Annotated in this window: 15 protein-coding genes; 2 read left to right on the top strand and 13 right to left on the bottom strand. The window is 63.5% G+C overall.

Going from position 1 to position 16,732, the window contains the following annotated elements:
- Positions 1-2: 2 nt before the first annotated feature.
- The 8 genes from R0382_RS17240 to R0382_RS17205 form a co-directional block, all read right to left on the bottom strand.
- The gene (locus tag R0382_RS17240; RefSeq protein ID WP_432721224.1) at positions 3-281 is read right to left on the bottom strand and encodes a gamma-butyrobetaine hydroxylase-like domain-containing protein; all 279 of its coding nucleotides are present in this window, start codon (positions 279-281) and stop codon (positions 3-5) included.
- Complete coding sequence (locus tag R0382_RS17235) at positions 278-1,246, bottom strand: HEAT repeat domain-containing protein (protein WP_432721223.1); 969 nt, start codon at positions 1,244-1,246, stop codon at positions 278-280. Before R0382_RS17235 ends, R0382_RS17240 begins: the two co-directional genes overlap by 4 nt.
- An 11-nt stretch (positions 1,247-1,257) precedes the next feature.
- Entirely contained in the window at positions 1,258-2,115 is an 858-nt protein-coding gene (locus R0382_RS17230; protein WP_432721222.1) for an ABC transporter ATP-binding protein, read from the bottom strand.
- Positions 2,112-2,897: an ABC transporter permease gene (locus R0382_RS17225; protein WP_432721221.1), complete on the bottom strand. Its 786-nt coding sequence runs from the start codon at positions 2,895-2,897 to the stop codon at positions 2,112-2,114. The genes R0382_RS17230 and R0382_RS17225 overlap by 4 nt, the downstream gene beginning before the upstream one ends.
- A 9-nt stretch (positions 2,898-2,906) precedes the next feature.
- Positions 2,907-4,319, bottom strand: coding sequence for an ABC transporter substrate-binding protein (locus R0382_RS17220; protein WP_432721220.1), 1,413 nt, complete (start codon positions 4,317-4,319; stop codon positions 2,907-2,909).
- A gap of 136 nt (positions 4,320-4,455) precedes the next feature.
- Positions 4,456-4,704, bottom strand: a complete 249-nt coding sequence (locus tag R0382_RS17215; RefSeq protein WP_432721219.1) for a 4Fe-4S dicluster domain-containing protein — start codon at positions 4,702-4,704, stop codon at positions 4,456-4,458.
- Positions 4,701-6,431: a fumarate reductase/succinate dehydrogenase flavoprotein subunit gene (locus tag R0382_RS17210; RefSeq protein ID WP_432721218.1), complete on the bottom strand. Its 1,731-nt coding sequence runs from the start codon at positions 6,429-6,431 to the stop codon at positions 4,701-4,703. The genes R0382_RS17215 and R0382_RS17210 overlap by 4 nt, the downstream gene beginning before the upstream one ends.
- Positions 6,432-6,451: 20 nt before the next feature.
- Positions 6,452-7,180: a GntR family transcriptional regulator gene (locus R0382_RS17205; protein WP_432721217.1), complete on the bottom strand. Its 729-nt coding sequence runs from the start codon at positions 7,178-7,180 to the stop codon at positions 6,452-6,454.
- Positions 7,181-7,737: 557 nt separating this feature from the next.
- Here R0382_RS17205 and R0382_RS17200 point away from each other — a divergent pair.
- Together R0382_RS17200 and R0382_RS17195 are read left to right on the top strand one after the other, a co-directional pair.
- On the top strand, positions 7,738-7,830 hold the full coding sequence (locus R0382_RS17200; protein WP_432724188.1) for a Com family DNA-binding transcriptional regulator: 93 nt from the start codon (positions 7,738-7,740) through the stop codon (positions 7,828-7,830).
- Entirely contained in the window at positions 7,831-8,631 is an 801-nt protein-coding gene (locus R0382_RS17195; RefSeq protein ID WP_432721216.1) for a DNA adenine methylase, read from the top strand.
- Here the strand turns inward: R0382_RS17195 and R0382_RS17190 are convergent.
- The 5 genes from R0382_RS17190 to R0382_RS17170 are packed head-to-tail and all read right to left on the bottom strand — an operon-like array spanning position 8,628 to position 16,654.
- Entirely contained in the window at positions 8,628-9,143 is a 516-nt protein-coding gene (locus R0382_RS17190; protein WP_432721215.1) for a hypothetical protein, read from the bottom strand. The genes R0382_RS17195 and R0382_RS17190 overlap by 4 nt on opposite strands.
- Before the next feature lie 34 nt (positions 9,144-9,177).
- Positions 9,178-10,500 (bottom strand): SEL1-like repeat protein, encoded by a 1,323-nt coding sequence (locus R0382_RS17185; protein ID WP_432721214.1) that lies wholly within the window; start codon positions 10,498-10,500, stop codon positions 9,178-9,180.
- Positions 10,500-11,801, bottom strand: coding sequence for an SEL1-like repeat protein (locus tag R0382_RS17180; protein WP_432721212.1), 1,302 nt, complete (start codon positions 11,799-11,801; stop codon positions 10,500-10,502). Before R0382_RS17180 ends, R0382_RS17185 begins: the two co-directional genes overlap by 1 nt.
- 3 nt (positions 11,802-11,804) lie before the next feature.
- The gene (locus tag R0382_RS17175; RefSeq protein WP_432721211.1) at positions 11,805-13,721 is read right to left on the bottom strand and encodes a phospholipase D-like domain-containing protein; all 1,917 of its coding nucleotides are present in this window, start codon (positions 13,719-13,721) and stop codon (positions 11,805-11,807) included.
- Positions 13,718-16,654, bottom strand: a complete 2,937-nt coding sequence (locus R0382_RS17170) for a type VI secretion system Vgr family protein (protein ID WP_432721210.1) — start codon at positions 16,652-16,654, stop codon at positions 13,718-13,720. The genes R0382_RS17175 and R0382_RS17170 overlap by 4 nt, the downstream gene beginning before the upstream one ends.
- Between the last annotated feature and the right edge of the window lie 78 nt (positions 16,655-16,732).

The following is a 16,732-nucleotide window of genomic DNA, read 5'->3' as shown; positions in this document are numbered from 1 at the left end:
GTTCAGCCCGGATAGGCCAGTTCGCGCAGATAGGCCCATGGGTAGATGCCCCGCTCGTGGCCGTCGCTGAAGCGGAGCTGCACGGCGTAGTGGCCGAGCGGTTCCAGCGCTGCCAGCGCAATGTCCGGCGCGGCACTGACCGGCTTGCCGCGCAGCGTGGCCGAGCGGCAATCGGCGCAGCGGCAAGCAGCGCGCAAGGCGTGGGCGTCGAGCACGACCGTACCGTCCGGCCACGCGAGCGTCAGCGCGCGCGGCGCGAGGATGATTCCGGCGGGCGTCATCGGGAGGCCAGCCTGCCGAGTGCCAGCCGCGCGGCCTTGCGGACCTCCGGGTCCGGGTCGGCGCTGGCAACGTCCAGCGCGGCGCGCGCGCTGGCATCGCCGATTTCACCAAGCGCGATCGCGGCTTCCTTGCGCAGGTTGCCCGCCTGATGGGCGAGGCTGGCGATCAGCGCCGGCAACGCCTTCGCGTTGCCGATCAACCCCAGCGCGCGTGCAGCCTTGATCCGCACCTGCCAGATGTCCTGCTCCAGCGTGGCGATCAAGGTCGTGGCGGCCTCGGCGAGGCGCAATTTGCCCAGCGTGGCGGCGGCTTCCTCGCGCACCTGCCACTCGGCATCGTCCAGCGCCGCGAGCAGCGCTGGTACCACGCGCGCATCCGGAGCAAAGCCGAGCGCGCCGGTGGCTGCGCGCCGCACCTCGGGATCGGCGTCGGCACGTGCCAGATCGGCGAGTGCCGGCAAGGCATCATCGACCTTCAGCCAGCCGAGCACACCGACCGCTTCGCGGCGCACGCCGGCATCGACGTGGCCGAGCGCAGCGAGCGCCGGTGCGCCCGCCGCCGGCAGCCGCAGCTCGCGCAGCGCCCGCAGCGCGGCGCTGCGCGCATAGGGATCGGCATGGCTGGCCCAGGCCAGCAGGGGCGTGCCGGCGTCCGGCGACTTGAGTTCGGACAGGCTTTGCGCCGCGGCCTCGCGCACGGTTACGTCGTCATCGAGCAGCCGTTCGGCCAGCGCGGCGGCGACGTCGGCCGCGTCCCAGCCGGCCAGCAGCCGGGCCGCCTCGGCACGTACGCCGGCGTCGGCATCGGCGAGGCCGGCGACGAGCACCGGGACGTGTTCGGGGTCGCCGTCGTCGGCGAGTTCGATCAAGGCGACGCGGCGCGTCGCGGCATCGGTGGCGGCGAGGCGCGACGCCAGCGCGGTGAAGTCGGGGTCATTCAGCAGGGCGGTCAGCGTGTGGGGCATCGGGGCTCCGGTCAGATGGCAAATTGCAGGGCGTGGATGCTGGGTGCGCCCAGCGGGCTCAGCCGGGGAAGCGGCGGCACCGGCGCGTCGTGGTGCAGCAGCGCGAGGCAATGGCGTTTGAGGGCGACGAAGTCGGCGCGGGTCGACAGGTCCGCGTCGCGCGGCCGGGTAAACGGCAGTCGCAGGTCCTCGACGATGCGGCCCGGGCGTGGGCTCATCACCAGGATGCGGTCGGCGAGGAACAGCGCCTCGTCGATGTCGTGGGTGACGAAGACCACGGTGGTGCGAAAGCGCGCCCACACGTCGAGCAGCAGTTGCTGCATCTTCAGCCGCGTCAGCGCGTCGAGTGCGCCGAACGGTTCATCCATCAGCAGCACGCGCGGCCGGTTGATCAGCACGCGGGCGATCTCGACGCGCTGCTGCATGCCGCCCGACAGCTGCGACGGATAGCGGTGCTCGAAACCGGCGAGCCCGACCAGGGCCAGCAGTTCGCGCGCGGCGGCGTGGCGTTCGGCCTGTTTGATGCCGCGCATCTTCAGCCCGAAGGCGACGTTGTCGATCACCCGGCGCCACGGAAACAGCGTGTGGTGCTGGAACACCAGACCACGCTCGGACGAAGGACCGGCGACGGGGCCATCGTCGATGCGCAGCGCGCCGCTAGCCGGCGTCAGGTGGCCGGCCAGCGCGCCGAGCAGCGTCGATTTGCCGCAGCCCGAAGGCCCGAGCAGGCAGACGAACTCGCCCGCCGCGATGTCGAGATCGACGCGGTCGACGGCGGTAAAGGCATCCTTGCCGTGGCCGACGCGGATCGACAGCTGGTCGAGCGCGATGCGGCCGGCATCGGGGGCGAAGGCGAGCGGGGCGTTCATCGCGCTTCTCCCCGCCACGGCATCGCGAGCCGGCCGATCGCGCGGATCAGCGCGCTGCTGCCCATGCCCAGCACGCCGATCAGCAGCATGCCGACGACGATATTGGCGTAGTTCTGCAAGGTGTAGCTCTCCCAGGTGTAGTAGCCGATGCCGAACTGCCCCGAGATCATCTCGGCGGTGACGAGGCAGAACCAGCAGGTGCCCATGCCGATGGCGAGGCCGGTGACGATGGCCGGCGCGGCGCCGGGCAGGATCACCTCGGTGAACACGCGCCAGCGGCGCGCGCCCAGACTGCGTGCCGATGCGACCAGGCGCGCATCGATGCCTTCGACACCATGGATGGTGGCGAGCAGGATCGGAAACAGCGCGCCGACAAAGGTGATGAACATCATCGACACCTCCGACGACGGAAACAGCAGCACCGACAGCGGAATCCACGCGACCGCCGGAATCGGACGCAGCACTTCCAGCGGCGGCAGCAAGGTGCCGCGCGCCCAGCCGAAGCGGCCGATCGCGAGGCCCAGCGCGATGCCGGCCACCGCCGCCGCAGCGAAGCCGGCGAACACGCGGTAGAGGCTGTGGCCGAGGTGGAACAGCAGTTTCGGCGATTGCAGCAGGTCCAGACCCGCGTCCCACACCTCGCGCGGCGACGGCGCGTTGGCGAAGGTGATAAGGCCCCAATGCGGTTTGTAGGTGGCCAGCAGATGCCACAAAAGCACGCTGGCGAGCAGCGAGGCGCCCGGCAGCACCCAGGCTGCCGGATTCAGGCGGAACGTGCGCATCGCATGGCCTCAGTTGCTGGCGAGCTTGGCGGCGGGCTGGATGCCGGCGTAATCGACGACCTTGGCGCGATTGGCCTTGGCCCACGCAGCGGCGGAATCCTTGAGCAGGAAAGCGGCGAGCTGACCCTTGCCGTCCTGCGCGAACCACGCCTGCCGCGCCAGCAGCTTGATGCCGCTGCCGTAGTCCTGCGCGTAGATCACGCGGATGCGCTTGCCACCGGCCTCGATGCGCTTGGCGTCGGCGACGGCCGACTCCAGCGTCGCGTAGTGACGCACCTTGGGTTCGCCCTCGATCCAGACCTGACCGAGGCGGCGGAAATCGGTAATCGGCTTACCGGTCAGCGCATCCTTGGCCTTCAGCGGCAGCTTGTCGTAATGCTTCAGCTGCGCGTCGTAATCGAGCCCGGCCTGCTTGAAGGCCGCGCGGATGTAGCGGTCATCGACAAAGCTCGCGACGTCGAGATCGGCGTCGGTGCGTTTCAGGAAGCGCAGCGTCTCGATCGACGTTTTCACCGCCTGGCGATACTCGGGCTTCCAGCTGAAATCGCGCGTCTGCAGGCCGAGCGGGCCGTGGAACAGATAGGCGACCTCGGCCTCGATGCCGGTGGTTTTTTCGATCAGGTCGCTGTATTTCTCCGGCTCGGCGGCAAACAGCCGGTCGGCCTCGATCGCGGCGCGCAGGAAGGCGGTGACGATTTCCGGATATTTCTTCGCGTAATCGGCGTTGACCAGCGAGCCGTGGAAGGTCGGCGCGTTGGCTTGCGAGCCGTCATAGATCTTGCGGGCGAAGCCGCGGTACGGGAACAGTTCGGCGAAGGGCACGAAATCGGCGTGCGCGTCGATCTTGTTCGCCTGCAGCGCCGGGCCGGCCACTTCCGGCGCCTGCGTGGTGATGGTGACGTCCTTTTCCGGGTCGATGCCGTTGGCCTTCAGCGCGCGCAGCAGCATGCCGTGGGCGGTGGAGGCGAACGGCACCGAGATGGTCTTGCCTTTGAGTTCGGTGATCGACTGGATGGCCGAATCCTTCGGCACGACGATGCCGTTGCCGCTGCCCTGGGTGCTGCCCGACAGCACGGTGATGAACAGGCTCTTCTTGCCGGCCTTGTCGAAGGCGGCGCCGTTGAGCGAGCCGGGGAAGTCGGCCATCGAGCCGATGTCGAGTTTGTCGGCGACCATCTCATTGGTCAGCGGCGCGCCCGAGGTGAAGTTCTTCCACTGGATATCGTACTGCGCGTCCTTGTACTTGCCGTCGCGCGGCAGGTATTTCTCCAGCAGCTTCAGCTCGCGGATCAGCACGCCGCCGGTGGCGCAGTTGATCGTCGTGTCCTGCGTGCCGATGGCGATGCGGATGGTCTCGGCGTGGGCGAGGCCGGCGGTGAATAGCGCGAGCGCCAGTGCGCCGAGTCGGTGGGTCAGTTTCATGATTTCTCCAGAGGTTTTGTATGGGTGAAGCCAATGCGCCGCGTGGTCGCCCGAGGACACGAAAGCGCCGCGCAGACAGTACGAACGGGTACGGCAAGCGGGGCTGACATAGTCATCGGCCGGCCACGCGGAGCCTTCAGCGCAGCAGATAGGGGATGTCGACGTGGACTGCGCCGGTCGGGCAATCCTTCTCGCACGGCATGCAGTACCAGCACTCGTCGAAGGCCATGTAGGCCTTGCCGCGGCTTAAATCGATGGCGAGCACGTCGAGCGGGCAGACGTCGACGCAGACGGTGCAGCCCTTGTCGGCAATGCACAGCTCGTCGTCGATGCGCACCGGCACGCTCGTACGCTGCGGGGCGATGGAAAAGGTCGGGAAACTCATGCCGGTACGGCCTCCTTGTGGATGCGCAGCTGCTGGTAAGCCGCGTGTTCGTCGTGATCCATGGCGATCACATAGGGTTCGAGCGCACGCTTGAAGCACGCCATCTCGCCGGCTGCGTTCTTGTGCAGCTGCACGTGCACGCGCCAGTCGGCGTCGTTGCGCTCGGGGTAATCGACGCGGGCGTGATACAGGCCCCAGCGGCTTTCGGTGCGGTAGAGCGAGGCGCGGGCGGCCATCTCGGCGCAATCGCGGATCGCGTGGACTTCCATCGCCCGCATCAGCTCGTGCGGATTGCGCGCGTGCAGCAGGTCGAGGTCGTCGCGGATCGCCTCGAAGCGCTCCAGCCCCAGCAGCATCTTGCGGGTGACCTTGGGCGGTTGTAGGTAGTCGTTCACCATGCGGCGCAGCTTGTATTCGACCTGCGCCGGCGGCAGCCCGGATTCCCGCAGCAGCGGCGCCCACACACGGTTGCGTTCGGCGTCGATCTGGCTGGCGGAAACGCGGGCGTGACCGTGGTCCTGCGCATGGCGTGCCGCCGATTCGCCGGCGAAACGGCCGTAGACGAAGGCGCCGAGCATGTAGTTGTGCGGCACGCAGGCCATGTCGCCGGCCGAAAACAGCCCCGGCACCGTGGTCGCCGCATGCTCGTCGACCCAGACGCCGGACGCCGAATGGCCGCTGCACAGGCCGATTTCCGAGATGTGCATCTCGACCATGCGCTCGCGGTAATCGGTGCCGCGGCCTTCGTGGAAGCGGCCGCGACTGGGGCGCTCGTTGGTGTGCAGGATGGTCTCGATCTGGCTGATCGTTTCCTCGGCCAGATGGTCGAGCTTGAGGAACACCGGGCCGTTGCCGCCGGAGAGTTCGTGGTGGAACTCCGCCATCATCTGGCCCGACCAGTAGTCGCACTCGATGAAACGCTCGCCGCGGCTGTTGGTGGTGTAGCCGCCGAACGGGCCGGTGACGTAGGCGCAGGCCGGGCCGTTGTAATCCTTGATCAGCGGGTTGATCTGGAAGCACTCGATGCCCGACAGCTCGGCCCCGGCGTGGTAGGCCATGCTGTAGCCGTCGCCGGCGTTGGTCGGGTTCTCGTAGGTGCCGAACAGATAGCCCGATGCTGGCAACCCCAGCCGCCCGGCCGCGCCGCACGCCAGCACCACCGATTTGGCGCGCACCACATGGAAGTCGCCGGTACGGCAATCGAAGGCGAAGGTGCCGGCGATGCGGCCATCGTCGCCGACGATCAGCCGCGTCGCGACGAGGCGATTGGTGATCTCGACCCGAGTTTTCTTCAGCTGCCGGTACAGCACCTTCTTGATGTCGTGGCCTTCGGGCATCGGCAGCACATAAGTGCCCATGTGGTGCACCTTGCGCATCGCGTAGTCGCCGGTCTCGTCCTTTTCGAACTTCACGCCCCAGCGGTCCAGCTCCTCGATCATCGCGTAGCTGTTTTCCGCGTAGGCGAGGATGGTCTTCTGGTTGACGATGCCGTCGTTGGCGGCGGTGATCTCGCGCACGTACTGCTCTGGCGTGGCAAAGCCGGGGACGACGGCGTTGTTCAGGCCGTCCATGCCCATCGAGATGGCGCCGCTGCGTTTGACATGGGCTTTCTCCAGCAGCAGCACTTTCAGGCTGGGATCGGCCTGCTTGGCCTTGACCGCGGCCATCGGCCCGGCCGTGCCGCCGCCGATGACGAGGACGTCGACCTCGCGTTCGATTGTGTTCATGAGTGGTTTCTCGCGTGGGCCTAGCGGGCAACCCGCAGGCGGAACTGGAAGTTGTCGGAGCGGCAGTACAGGTATTCGAAGTCGATCGGCGTACCGGCGCGGTCGTGGGTCAGGCGTTCGATGCGCAGCAGCGGCGCGCCGGGTGCCAGCGCCAGCAGGCTGGCGGTTTCCGCATCGGCGAGTTGGGCGTCGATGGCGAGATCGGCGTGGCCGAGCGCGATGCCGTAGTCGTTTTCGAGGATCACGAACACGTCGCGGCTGGCGAGATCCTCGCGCGCCAGGCGCTCGCCGATATGCGGGGCGACATGGGTGACATCGAGCGACACCGGTTCGCGGTTCAGCAGCCGCACCCGGCGCAGCTCGGTCAGCGGCGCGCCGGGCTGGAGTTGCAGTCGCTCGGCCACGAGGGCGTCGGCGGGCAGGGTACGGATGCTCAGCAGACGGTTGTAGATCTCGTGACCGTGCTCGCGCATCGCTTCGGCGAAGCCCTGCAGTCGCGCCAATTGCTGGAACGGCTTGGGTTTGGAAACGAACGCGCCCTTGCCCGGCACCTTGAACAGCACGCCTTCCTTCTCCAACTCACCCAGCGCCTGCCGCACGGTGATGCGGCTGACGCTGTACCGGGCCATCAGGTCACTTTCGGACGGCAGGCGTTCATGCGGCTGGTAGGCACCGGCGTGGATACGAGTGCGAAGCTCATCGCGGATGCGGCTGTAGAGCGGTTGGCCTGCGTGGAGGGAATCTGGCATGGGACGCGCAACTTGTTATGACAGGTCATGAATAGCAAGCGGCGTGCCAAGGCGATGGCAGGGTGATATTCCTTGCCAAGCTGATGTTTTTGTTTGTTTTTTGATTTATGCGGCTTTGGGAGAGTGTTGATATCTCAACACCTTAACCAGCAGATTGTTGATTTCTGAACAGCGTAGGAAAGCAGGGCTGGATTGAACCTGGTGCCGGAGCTAGGGGGACGTGCCGAGTGAGTCGGGGGTGATCGTATCGTTATTTGCTAGGTCCGCTGGCTGATCCGGTGTTCGCCGGAGGCGCAGAACGTCCGCAGCATGTGTGGAGTGTCGGCCTTGGCGGAGAGGCGCTGTACCGAGAGTGATGAAGGCTGGAGGGAAGGGCGTCGCTCATCCGGCAGTCCTGCTTCGACTGACAACGGCTTAGCGTTAAGTTGGTCAGTAATCTTTCGAGCCAAGCCGGCCGCGCCGCTGGCGTGGAATGCTGGCAAAAGAGCTGGCATTTCGGAGCCGGAATCACCCAAAATAGGCCAAAAAAAAGCCACTCACCTTTCGGTAAGTGGCTGATGATCAAATGCCCCCGCTGTGGGGCACTCAACGAATTGAGGGCCGAGAGCCCCATTGCCAGAGCGCCGGCGAGCGCCATCGATGGAGCTTGAATGCACTCTCAACCAATCATTCCCTGGCTCGGTGGCAAACGCCGATTGGCCGACCGCCTGCTGGCACTGTTCCCGCCGCACGACTGCTACGTCGAACCGTTTGCCGGCGGTGCCGCGTTGTTCTTCCTGCGGCCGGTGCCGGCCAGGACCGAAGTACTCAACGATGTGAACGGCGAGCTGGTGAACCTGTACCGGGTGGTGCAGCACCATCTCGAAGAGTTCGTGCGCCAGTTCAAATGGGCGCTGACCTCACGCCAGGTGTTTGAGTGGCAACAGCTCACCGATACCTGCACGCTGACCGATATCCAGCGCGCCGCGCGCTTCTTCTACCTGCAACAGCATGCCTTCGGCGGCCGGGTACAAGGGCAGAGCTTCGGCACCGCCACCACTGCACCTCCGATCAACCTGTGCCGGATAGAAGAGAGTCTGAGCGCCGCACACCTGCGGCTCTCCGGCGTCTATGTTGAACACGGCTCATGGCGGGACGTCATGAGCCGCTACGACCGGCCGCACACGCTGTTCTATTGCGATCCGCCGTACTGGGAGACCGAAGGCTATGGCGTGCCGTGGGAATTCAATCACTACACCCGCCTGGCCGAGTTCATGCGCAGCTGCCAGGGCAGGGTACTGGTCTCGATCAACGATCATCCGGCGATCCGTGAAGCCTTCGCCGGCTTCTGGATGGAACGACTCGACCTCAAATACTCGGTCGGCCGCGCCCAGGAGGGGGCTGAGCGGGCTGTGTTCGGTGAGCTTGTTATTGCCAACTGGGATGCGGGGTCGAGTGGCGGGCTGTTTTAGTACGCGGCGTACACCGCTGATCCGCAGTTGGCGGAGGCCGGAAGGGCTAGTTCCTGCTCGAAGCCCTCCCTCGCCGCTACCGCCAGGCGAAATGCCAGTTCATTGCCATACTTGCGTACCGAAAAGTTGCGGGTGCGCATCGGCGTGACGCCCTCCGGGGTGCGCGCCTGCCAGAGCTGATGGATGGCCAGCCGGCCGTTGCGCATGCGCTTCATCGTCAGCAGATATACGCCGGCGCGGCCCGAGCTGTTATTGCTTCGGTGCTTCCGGGCATGGTCGAGTTTGCTGTACGGCGGGTGCTCGGCCAGAACTTGATCCCGCCACTGCTGTGCGGCGACGAGGGCTTGTGCCTCGCCGCCGTGTAAGTGGTGATAGAAGCGTTTTTGGCGGGTCTTGCCTTGCCGTTTCAGCTGCACGCGCCAAAGCGGCTTGCCGTCCCGCTCAGTCGCTGAGATGAGTTGTAGCGCAGGAGGTTGCTTCATCGGCTCAGGAGCGACGCTGCGGTTTTTCATTCATCGGTACGAATCAAACCGTTCGGATCAACGTTCACCCCAATCCAACGAGACGCCAACTGACAGGCTCGGTCTGTGACGTCGTCGTGCCCTTGAATACGCTGGCTAGGCCGCTGCGCCGGCGCTCTATCGTCTGCATCGGCAGTGGCTCGCCCTTGGTAAAGTGCCGGGTAACGGTCAGCGTGGTGACGTTCGGCTCGTCAGGCCAGATGACCTGCCACACGCCGCTTTGCGGGCAAGCCTCGCCGCTGCGGCATACAGTGCCGAGGGCGACTGCGGGGCCTATGGCCTTGGTGGGCTCGGCTTGCGCCGTTTTCTCGGCCAGCGGTTCACCGGTCGCGGGGTCGAGGCCCTTGGCCTTGGCCAGCTTCGTCAGCTGCGCTTCGCTAGGTTTTTCCGGCGCGACGTTGGCTTCGTGATCCTTGAGCCACTGGATTTTGCCGTCCCACGGCGGCAGCTTGGCCGGCGGCAATGGGACGATGTCGTCGATTTCGGGAACGGTTGGATGGCGGTACGACCAGTCTGAAAGCGTATCTCCGATGATCTTGTAACGGCGGCTGCGCTCTTGGTCTTCTTTTTGATCGAGGTAATACAGTTGGTCATCAATTTTTGGGGCGTTAAACGCATGTTCTAAGCTCAATGCGCCACCATCATATCCCCCCTTCGCAGCCAGTTGAAACGCTTTGACCGCCTCGGGGTATTGTTCCTTGTTTTTGTATATGATTCCCAATGAATTTGCCGCCTCGCCATGGCCCTGCTCGGCAGCGCACTTGAACATCTGTACGGCGACGTCCGGCGCCATGCCGATCGGGTAGAGCTTCTCCCCAACCAGAAACTGACCTTCCGGGCTGCCTAGGTCGGCCGACTTACGGAAGTAGCGCAGCGCCAGTTCGGCATCTTTTTTGACGCCGTAGCCGTGCTCGACGTAGCGGCCCATGTCGTAGTAACCGCCCGGCACGCCTTGACGAATCAGGTCTTCGGTCAGGTCCAGCGTTTCCTTGACCGGGTCAAGACTGTCGGCCTGGCCCTTGCCGATCATTTGCCGCACTTCGAGGTTGGCCTTGTAGTGGCCGTTGGCGGCGGCGATCCGATACAGTCGCGCAAGCTCAGGGTAGACCTGCGCATCTTCCTTGAGCACATTGTTCTTCTGCACATAGCGCGCATAGCGGTAAACCTGCTCGACTTCCGGCGCAATCGCCGGCAGGTGGTCTGTCTCGTAGGCGCAGGTAAAGGCCAGCTTGGCATTGGGTAGATCGGACACCGGGCGCTGTCGCTGATCCACCCGATAACGGTGGACGCCATAGACAGTGAACACCATCGCGGACAGCGCGGCCAGAATGATCAGAACGGCGCGCATCAACCTAGGCCGACCAGCTTCCAGCTAACCGCCTCGTCCCGCGTCTCGACCTTGCCTTTGAATACGCTGGCCAGGCCGCTGCGCCGGCGTTCGACCGCTTGCGTCGGCAGTGTTTCGCCTTGGGCGAAGTGCTTTGTGACGGTGAGTGGGTTGACGTTCGTCTCATCCGGCCAGAGCACTTGCCAGACGCCGCTTTGCGGGCAAGGCTCGCCACTGCGGCAAACCGTGCCGAGCGCGACCTTGGGCGCGGCTGGTTTGGGGGTCGGCTCGGCTTGCGCCGTTTTCTCGGCCAGCGGTTCACCGGTCGCGGGGTCGAGGCCCTTGGCCTTGGCCAGCTTCGTCAGCTGCGCTTCGCTAGGTTTTTCCGGGGCGACGTTGGCTTCGTGATCCTTGAGCCACTGGATTTTGCCGTCCCATGGCGGCAGCTTGGCCGGCGGCAATGGGACGATGTCGTCGATTTCGGGAACGGTTGGATGGCGGTAGGACCATGCCGACAGCGTGTCGCCGATGATTTCGTAACGACGGCTGCGTTCTTTATCTTCAGTCAAGGCCAAGTAATCCAATTGGTCATCTGGAGGTGGTGCTTTGAAGCCGTCCTCCAACCTCAGTGCGGCAGTGGCATTTCCAGCTTTCACTCCAAGCTGAAATGCCTGCAGAGCTTCGATGTATTTCTTATCAAGTTTGTATCCAATCCCGACTGCCTCTGCTGCTTCTCCATGACCTTGCTCTGCGGCACACTGAAACATCTGTCGGGCAATGTCTGGCGCAATTTCAATCGGTTCGAGTTTCTCACCAACCAGAAACTGGCCTTCCGGGCTGCCCATATCGGCCGACTTGCGGAAGTAACGCAACGCCAGCTCGGGGTCTTTTTTGACGCCATAGCCCTTCTCCAAATACCGCCCCATGTCGTAGTAACCGCCCGGCACGCCCTGGCGAATCAACGCCTCGGTCAAATCCAGCGTTTCCTTGACCGGGTCGAGGCTGTCGGCCTGGCCCTTGCCGATCATTTGCCGAACTTCGAGATTGGCCTTGTAGTGGCCGTTGGCGGCGGCGATCCGGTATAGCCGCGCCAGCTCGGGGTAAACGCTAGCGTCTTTCTTCAGCACATTGTTCTTTTGCACATAACGCGCATAGCGATAGACCTGCTCGACTTCTGGCGCAATCGCCGGCAGGTGGTCTTTTTCGTAGGCGCAGGTAAAGGCCAGCTTGGTATTGGGTAGTTCGGGCACGGCGCGTTCCTTCGGTTTACCGTCGCAGGCAATCAGGGCGAGACACAGCGGGATCAGGAGCCAGGATTTCATCGGTCAGTCTTTGTTGGTGCGGACGGGGCTGCCACGGTAGAACTCAACCAATGGGGCGATAGGTTGCTTGCCCTGAGCCTGGTTTCTCTTGTTGTCATTGATGACTTTCTGCCATTGTTCATATGCCTTATCGGCCATCATCTGCGCGCCTTTGCCATTGGTGTGCTGATTCCACAGCTCCAATCGCAGACCCTGAGTGATCTTGCCATTCTGGTGGGCGATATTGAGCTCGCTATCGACCTGCATGCTGCGGGTGTTGATATTGGCCGAGCCCAAGGTCATGAACACATCGTCGATCAGCATCAGCTTGCTGTGGATGTATACCGGTGTCCATTCCAGGTCTGGCGCAGGCACGGTGACTTCCTGAGTGCTGCCCATTGCATAGGCATGCTGTTGCCGGGTGCGATGACGGTCAATGCTTGAGTCCGGGGCCACCAAGGTGCAAACGTGGACTTTCAGGCCAGGTGGCGCCTCGATAGTGATAGGCGCGTCAGTATCCTGAAGGGCAGCGAGCTGCTTCTTTAGGTTGTCACGCTCCGTCTTGGCTTTTTTTAAGTCTTCAAGCTGCTTGTCGTAGGCAGGTGGGTATTTGCCATCGGCAAACACTGCGGGGTTAGGCAGATTGCCAAGCCGCTTGACCTTGTTGTCTTGCTGCCCCAGGCGCGCTTCAAGATCATCGGCACGTTCCTGCCGGGCCACACCGGGAATGGTGTCGGCCTTGCCCAAGCTCTCAAGCATTTCGTAGGTTTTGACCGTGCCATCGCCCATGCCTTCGTCGGTGGAGTTGGTCACGACGAACAGATGCAGGGAGCCGTAGGGCCCCGGATCGCGACCGCCATTGGTGAGCTTGTCGGCGACGGCCTTGATCTTTTCAGCGAAATGCGGCCAGCGAAAATACTGGTTTTCCAGATAGATGTACTGCGTGGCGTTGTTGACGGCCTTGAGGTAGAGCTTTTCGATATCACGCCGCCCGTGCTGTGACTGGGTGCGCAAAATTTGCGCCATGCAGGGCGTGCCCAGGTCGCATCGTGGCTTGAACTGCGTGGCCACAGCCTTGCTGTTGCGCTTCGCGTCCAGATCCTCACCCGTCGCATCTTTCCAGCCTTGAGCAAAATTGTCGTGCAGGTGCTTGAGAATGGGGCCGGTTACGCGGCTGGAAATGTCTTGCCGGGGGCCCTGACCGTTGCGGCCGAGATTCGGGGCAAAGCGCGCGACGCTGTGGTTGGGTTTGTCCCAATACTCGTCCAGCATGTTGTGGCCCATGACAAAGCCGACGGCCTTGTCGGGTACCGCATAGTCCACCAGGACCATTTTCTGATGGTGGGTCGCAAAAGCGGTCAAACTGGCCTTGGTCGCCTTGCTGAGCTGTCGATCGGCGGCTTCGAATTGCGCCCTGTACAGAATTTCCAGGCGATCGAGGGGGCCAAAGCCACGGCCGACAAATTGCACGCGGGGCATCATGCCCCGCTGCACCCAGAAGAACCAGTTCCGGTCGAAATTGTGCTGTTCACGCGTTTCCGTGGGCGCCCGACTGAACATGCCTTGCCCAGGCGTGTTGTTTTCCGGCCCCCATTGCGCAACGTTGGCGCCACCGACCTCCATGGTCCAGCCCAACACGCGTACCTCAACATTGCGCTTGGCCGCCAAATCCATCAGAAGCTGGCCAATGCAGGGCGATTTACCATCCCGGATAAAGTACATTGAGGGCTGAAATCCCCAGCAGATGATGTCGACGCTCTTCGTCGCTGCAGCAATCGCCTTATGCACCTCAGCAAAGGCCGCTTCGCCGCAATTCAACGGCAGGAAGGTCGCTTCTCTTGGGTCATTCTCGGTGTTCTTCTCGTTGACGAACCAAGCCGCGTGCATTTGTGCAGACTTGGTTTGCTGAATATCAATTGGACAAACGTAGGGCTTGTTCATGCGTCCCCCTTATCAGCATCGCTCTGGCCAAAATCGCCGTTAAGCAGGCGTTGATAACGAGCGCGGAAATCGTCCACTTTGCCGCCGTCCTGTAGTTGCTTGTGTAAGCCGAGATTGGCGAGCGAGCCTTCGGAGGCATCGCGATATTCGTTGACCACAGGCAGATCGAATGCCTCGCCGTTGGCCAGTTTGACCGTGTACTTGTTGGTGGTCACGAAGTGATCGACCGGCAAATGCCCGGATTGATCAATGATGCCTTTACCCACTTCTGCACCGTCGGCCAGCAAGGTGTATGGCATTCCAACCCAGCCACCATTGGCGGCTTCCGGGCCTTGGGCAATCTTGAGTCGCATCGGTGTCTTCGGTGCGCTCTCCGGGAAGGCTGGGTGATCCAACGTCATCTGAGCCGGGCCATCCAGGCTGTGGCTCGCGCCTTTGACGTCGATTTTGCCCGGGGCATGGATCTCGATGTTGCCGCCCTTGATGCGGATGTAGGCGCCACCGGCTGTCAGCAGGATTTCCTCTTTGGCGGCACAGAAGACTTTCTGATTTGCGGTTTCAGTAATGTCCTTGGCTGCATTGATCTCGACGTTGTCGCTCTGCGCCTGCACCTGAACCTTGCCCTTGGCGGCAATCAGCTTCAGGGCGATCTGGTCTTTGACGCCGCTGACAAACAGGCTGATGTGTTCGCCGACGTTGTGCAGCCAGCGCCGTCCTGAAGTCTGCTGGGTGTCGCGTTGGGCGATCAGGTCGAGGTTGCTGCCGGCGGTAATGGCCTGGCTGTTTGGCGTGGTCTGGGCAAGGCCGGCCGGGGCGCTGACGACGATCAGGGGCTGTTTTCCGGCTTGATCGCTTTTGGCGTCCTTCGAGGTATTGGTGCCGTTGGCCCAGCTTTTGAGGGCTTCCTTCAGGTGGTGCAGGTGGCCCTGCTGGGATTTGGCGGCCTTGGCATTGTCCTTGATGGTTTCCGGGCCGGTTTCGATGGTGTCGGCCAGTTGGTGGGTGGCGACGTCGCCGAGGCTGCTGGCGAGTTCGAAGGCGGCGTCGAGCTGGGATTGTGCTTGGCTGCGATCGAGCTGGTTGCCGCCGGCGCCGTTGGCGGCCTCAGCTGTGATCAGCAGGCCGTTCGCCGCGCGGAGCGCGCCGTGCTGGTCGGTTCTGAGTTCGAAGCCTTCGCCTCGCGGTGTGCCTTTGCCGTCGGATCGCGGCTGGATCAAAAAGCCCTGGTTCAACTGGGTCTTGCCGTGCTCGGAACTGAGCTTGGTGCGCACTTCGCCCTGGGTGTCGTCGAACAGCAGTTCGCCGTACTGACCACCACCGTGTTCCTTGGTCTTGATGCCGGAGAGGGTCTTGTTGGCCGGCAGGCTGCCGGCACCGCTGAACGCCGGGACCGGGTGGCTGCCGTTGTAGACGACGCCGGTCACCAGCGGCCGGTCGATGTCGCCTTCGAGGAAGTCGACCAGCACTTCCTGACCGACGCGGGGAATGAACTGGTGGCCCCAGCCGGCACCGGCCGAGGGCATGGCGACGCGCAGCCAGCATGATGACTTGTCGTCGAGATTGGCGCCGTACTCCGGATGTTCGGCTTGGCGTTGCCAGTGAAACTGCACCTTGATGCGGCCGAGTTCATCGGTGTGGACTTCGCCGTCACCCGGTCCCACTACCGTGGCCGTCTGGACGCCGCGGTTGGTGGGTTTGGCGTGCGGTGCGTAGTCCGGCGTCAGCGGGATGCCGCGGCGCTGGGCGTCGAAGTCGGTGCGGAATGGGGCGTCGCTGTTCTTTTCCGCAGCGCTTCCGAGCACGGTCTTGGAGAGCTGACTGACCAGATCGCCGGGCAGGTTGTTGCGGGCCTGGACCCGTTGGCGGGTAATCGTAAATTGCCGGTCTTCGGCGGCATCGAAGTCGTGTGCCGGGTGGTTGTCGAGTTGGAACCACTCGCCGACGTTGAACTGTCTTACCGTACCTTCGCCGCGAAAACTCTTGCTGAGCCTGTCGTTGGCCTGCTGGCGCAGCGTTGCGTAGCGACCGAGGTCTTCGCCGTCGCTGCCGTAGTACAGCGTCTGCGGATCGTAGTGCTCGAGGCTCTGGCTGGCCTGACGGCCGCCGTCGCCATGATCGATCGCGCTGTCGTCATCGGCCGCCAACGTGCTGACCGGCTTGTAGTCGAAGCTGGCCAGCGCAACCTTGCTGCTGCCGAGCTGGCGTTTCGAATCCCAGCCGGTGATCGTGTCGGCTTCCTCGGTCGCGTCGGCGCGGTGGAAACGCACCTTGGCCCGTGCTGCCGCGTCGAGCTGGTACGGATCGTCGAAACCGATCATGGTCGTGACCGGCGTTTCGCCACCCGCGAACGAGAAGCGGTAGGCAATGCCTTCCTCGGCCAGCAGGCGCTGGACGAAATCGAGATCCGATTCGCGGTACTGCAGGCAATACGACCGGACCGGATAGGTCTTGGCCAGATCGAATTGCAAGGCAAAGCTCGCCGCCAGCAGCGGGTTGTTCGCCTGATGCTCGGCGACGATGGCCTTGACGATGTCGATAACCGACAGGTCCTGGAAGACCCGGCTGGTACGGCGATGCCGTAGCAGCGCCAGCGGCGGTTCGATCGTCAGTGCGTAGCGGGCAAAGCCGCCATCCGAGCCCAAGGACTTCACCTGGGTGACCACCCCGGTCAGGATCTGATCACTGCCGTCGGCGGTGTGGATGTCGACCTCGAGCGCCAGTCCCAGCAACGACTTCAGTTCCAGCCCGGCATCGGCCGACAGGCATTCCAGCGTGTACCGGTAAGGCTGGCTCAGCGCCGCTTCACCGTCGAGTACATGCGGCAGCAGCGTCTCCGGCGCCGGCCCCCGTCCCTCGGCGAAGTGCAACGACAGCAAACGCTGGTCCTGATTGAACGCAGCGGCGAACGAGGCGAGCAGGCTGGAGAGGTCCATCGGGATAATCGCGGGGAGAGAGGTGCACGATTATCAGAATTTTACGAAAATAGGTCAAACATACATTGCTTTTTAGAA

The sequence above is a fragment of the Jeongeupia wiesaeckerbachi genome, from assembly GCF_050916355.1.
Classification (GTDB): Bacteria; Pseudomonadota; Gammaproteobacteria; order Burkholderiales; family Chitinibacteraceae; genus Jeongeupia; species Jeongeupia wiesaeckerbachi.
This window is presented reverse-complemented; position numbering and strand designations above follow the sequence as displayed.